Below are 3,633 nucleotides of genomic sequence, written 5' to 3'. Positions count from 1 at the left end.
GATGACAACAGAGGCAGGATTGGGACTTAGGGATGTAGGGCTTTGCCCTTCTCGAAGGGTGGGATGAGGATTGGCATTGAATTCATCCTTTATCCTGATTCCTTCATCCTTCAAAGAGGTGCGAATGGTAATCTGGCTGGGGTTGGCTTTGAGATCCTCCGGCGTCAGCGATGCTCCTCCTGCGGAGACTTGCTGGGCATTGTATTCTTCTAAAGCATCAATTGCATTACTCAGAAGATTCATAAACACTTGGTTGAGTTGCCCAGCGTAACAATCTACTTTGGGCAAATCGCCGTATTCTTTAATAATCTGAATTTTGGGATGGGAGCTGTCTTCTTTCAACCGATGCTGCAAAATCAACAGCGTGTTATCTATGCCCTCATGAATATCAACCGCCTTCTTCTGGGATTCATCCAGGCGGGAGAAATTCCGCAGCGACAAGACCAAATCGCGGATGCGGTCGGCTCCCATTTTCATGGAAGTTAGTAGTTTGGGAAAATCTTCCACCAAGAAATCTAAATCGATATCCTGATTTGCAACTTGAATTTCGGTAGGGGGTTTGGGAAAGTGCTTTTGATAGAGATTTAACAGGTTCAGCAGGTCATGAGCATACTGATTCGCATGGTCGAGATTGCCGTAGATGAAGGAGACTGGATTATTAATTTCATGGGCAACACCTGCAACCAACTGCCCTAAACTGGACATCTTTTCGCTCTGAATTAGCTGAGATTGGGTTTGTCCCAATTCTCCCAAGGTTCGTTTTAGTTGGGTTGTTTGTTCTTTTAGCTGCGCTTCTGATTTCAGCCAAGCGATTTCTGCCTGTTTGCGTTCGACCAGTTCGGCGTTTAGCTGTTGGAAGAGAACGGATTGCTTAATTGCTATCGCTAGCTGCACGCTCAGCTGTTTGAGCAATTCTACTTCTGATTCTTGCCATTTTCGGGGTTCCCGACAGTGATGGGCAATCAGCAACCCCCATAAATTTTCCCCTTGCAGAATCGGAACTACCAAGTTAGCTCTCACCTGAAACTGGGCAAGTAAATCAATATGGCATTGTTGGATACCCGCAGTATAGATATTGTCAATCGCTCGAACCCGACCTTGCTGGTATGGCGAGACGTAGCTTTTCCCAAAGCAAGGATCTTGGATGCTGGTTCCTAAAATAGGCGTCCAATCCTCACCGACCGACTCTACAACCACAACTCCGTTCCGATCTAGATCGAAGCGGTAAATGAGTACCCGGTCAGTAGAGAGAAAATGGCGCACTTCTGCCACAGTTGTATTGAGAACTTCTTCTAAATCTAGAGACTGACGGATGCGCTTAGCGATCGCTCCGACCAGCCGTTCTCTCAAAAATTGCTGTCGCGACGCTTCCTCTGCTTGCTTGCGTTCGGTAATATCCATCACCGTTCCCATCATCCGCACGCACTTCCCCGTGTTGTCGCGCACAACGGCACCCCGTGACGCCACCCAGCCAATTCCATCAGGACGAATGACGCGATACTCCATCTTTAAGTCTTTCCCGACTTCTACGATGCTCGCAATCTCAAGTCCCACGCGGTAGCAATCTTCAGGATGAATGCATTGGAGATAAGCCTCGTAGGTGCCAGTAAAGGAACCAGGAGCCAGACCAAAAATCCCTTCCACCTCTTCAGACCAAGTCACCCGATTGGTTCCCAGATCCCAGTCCCAAACCCCCATACTTGCCGCACCCAGAGCCAGCCGCAGCCGCGTTTCCCCTTCGCACTGCGCCTCTTGGGCGGCTTTACGCTCGGTAATATCCGTCTGGACGCCGATAAATTGCGTCACCCGACCTTCTTCGTCATATACCGGCGAAATACTCAGGTCATTCCAGAAAGGTGTTCCATCCTTGCGATAGTTTTTGAGAACCACCTGGCATTCTTTCCCTGTTTGCAAGGCTTGACGAATTTGCTCAATTGCGGCTGGATCGGTATCATTTCCTTGCAAAAATCGGCAGTTTCGTCCCAAGACTTCGGCAGTCGAATACCCGGTTATTTTTTCAAAGGCAGGATTGCAATAGATAATTGGATTATTTGGCAGACTGGCGTCGCTAATGACGATGCCACAGCTGGTTGCTGCCATCGCTCGGTCATACAGCCTTAATGTCCCCGTGTCCCCTTGGTGCCCCGTGAGGTCTTGGAACTCCCCACATCTAGCTTGCTGGCTTGCCATCAGAATTTAAGAACCGAACGTTAACAGCCTTTCTTCAAGATAAATCAATATTAAAAATAACTTAAATATTCCCGAAGATAGATCCCCCGCTTTTCTATCATAAATAAAGCATTTTTGCCAAGATAATCTCTAAAATTAAGCCTCATCAAAACAAAGCAAAGTCGGGAATTTCCCAGAATCGAGAAATTGCCACAAAAGCCTAGCAGTCGGTAAAAAAATTACAGCCAGTATTAATTTTTAAAGGAAGAATACAAAGTGATTCGCTCCAAGACGTAGCCTTCCAATTTAGAGGCTCAATGGGCTGCCGTATGTTGTGCCAAAACGCGAGTCCAAGCGCGATCGCCGATTGCAATTCTCTCAGCTTCCGGAGTTTCTTGAAGATCCTGTAAAGTATCGGCAGGCGACTCGGCAATCAGAATTTCTTTACCCATTTCAAAAATTGTTTCCAACCCCTACCAATAATCACTAATCATTGGAGTTCCACATGCAGATGCTTCAAATAAACGCACGCTGGGAGAATAACCCGCTTGAACCATATCAGTCCGTGTAATATTAAGAGTGAACAGTTGGAAAGGGTAAAACTAGCGGTGTCGAGCAGGTGGCAAATGCTCGATTTGCTCAACATTTTTGGGCAAGTTAATATTATTCGGATACTGTGGCCCTGCCACCACAAAGCGACCTTCTTGCTACTGATGAGCTGGAAGCAACAGATTGTCCAGGCTAGGCTGTCAGTCGCCCCGTGTAAGTTTCCCTATCGTCAAGATGCCAAAATTGAGGAAACTGTTCCTGATATCGCAATCCTAAATGATTTGTGAAGGCGAGTTCCCCGACTTCTTACGGAAGTCGGGATCTGAACCCCTGGAATCTCACAAGGAGTGCTATAGAACCTTACAAATTGATGAAATTCGGGTTTTAGGAAGGAATGATGTCAGTAGTTAAAGGAAGTTTTAATAAAAATTTTCAAAGCATTTGAAAGATTTCTTTGGCAGCGCGATCGCAAACTCCCACTTCTCCCAATGAGGAGCGCATTTCTTGATAATCTGCAACAGTTTGCTGGCGACGTTCGGGATTGAGTAAGAGTTCTAAAGCTTCTTGGACAATGTTTTCTGGCGTAGCTTGATCTTGCAGCAATTCTGGCACAATCGACCGCATCATTACCAAGTTGGCTGGCGACATGAAGGGAATCGAGAATTTTAAAATCTTACGGGCAATCCAATAGGTAAAGCGACTAACGCGGTAGAGAACCACCTGCGGAACGTTTAAAAGGGCAAGTTCCAGATTTACAGTCCCCGACTTAGCGATCGCTAAATCAGCCGCCGCCAGAACTTCCTGGCTTTTACCAGCAACCAGAGTCGCATTTAAACCATAACGCCCAATCGCCGCTTCAATTTGCAGCCGATAAGCTTCTAGAGACAAAGGAATCCAGAAATGAACTTGAGGCAG

The 3,633-nt window shown here is 46.7% G+C and carries 2 protein-coding genes and 2 pseudogenes; 1 reads left to right on the top strand and 3 read right to left on the bottom strand.

Annotation, left to right across the window (positions count from 1 at the left end; translation table 11 throughout):
* A partial coding sequence (locus H6F50_RS17340) for a PAS domain-containing protein (RefSeq protein ID WP_242029078.1) occupies positions 1–2,190 on the bottom strand: 2,190 nt, incomplete at its 3' end.
* Positions 2,191–2,483: 293 nt separating this feature from the next.
* Positions 2,484–2,726, bottom strand: a pseudogene (locus H6F50_RS27195) (glycosyltransferase).
* 51 nt (positions 2,727–2,777) lie between these two features.
* On the opposite strand from H6F50_RS27195, the gene H6F50_RS17325 reads away from it, so the two are divergent.
* Positions 2,778–3,005 carry a hypothetical protein gene (locus H6F50_RS17325; protein ID WP_190429662.1) on the top strand — a complete coding sequence of 76 codons (228 nt, stop codon included), beginning with the start codon at positions 2,778–2,780 and terminating at the stop codon, positions 3,003–3,005.
* A gap of 145 nt (positions 3,006–3,150) precedes the next feature.
* Here H6F50_RS17325 and H6F50_RS17320 read toward each other — a convergent pair.
* A pseudogene (locus H6F50_RS17320) lies at positions 3,151–3,633 on the bottom strand (lipid-A-disaccharide synthase); the annotation flags it as partial.

The organism is Coleofasciculus sp. FACHB-712 (assembly GCF_014695635.1).
Taxonomy (GTDB): domain Bacteria; phylum Cyanobacteriota; class Cyanobacteriia; order Cyanobacteriales; family FACHB-T130; genus FACHB-T130.
This window is presented reverse-complemented; position numbering and strand designations above follow the sequence as displayed.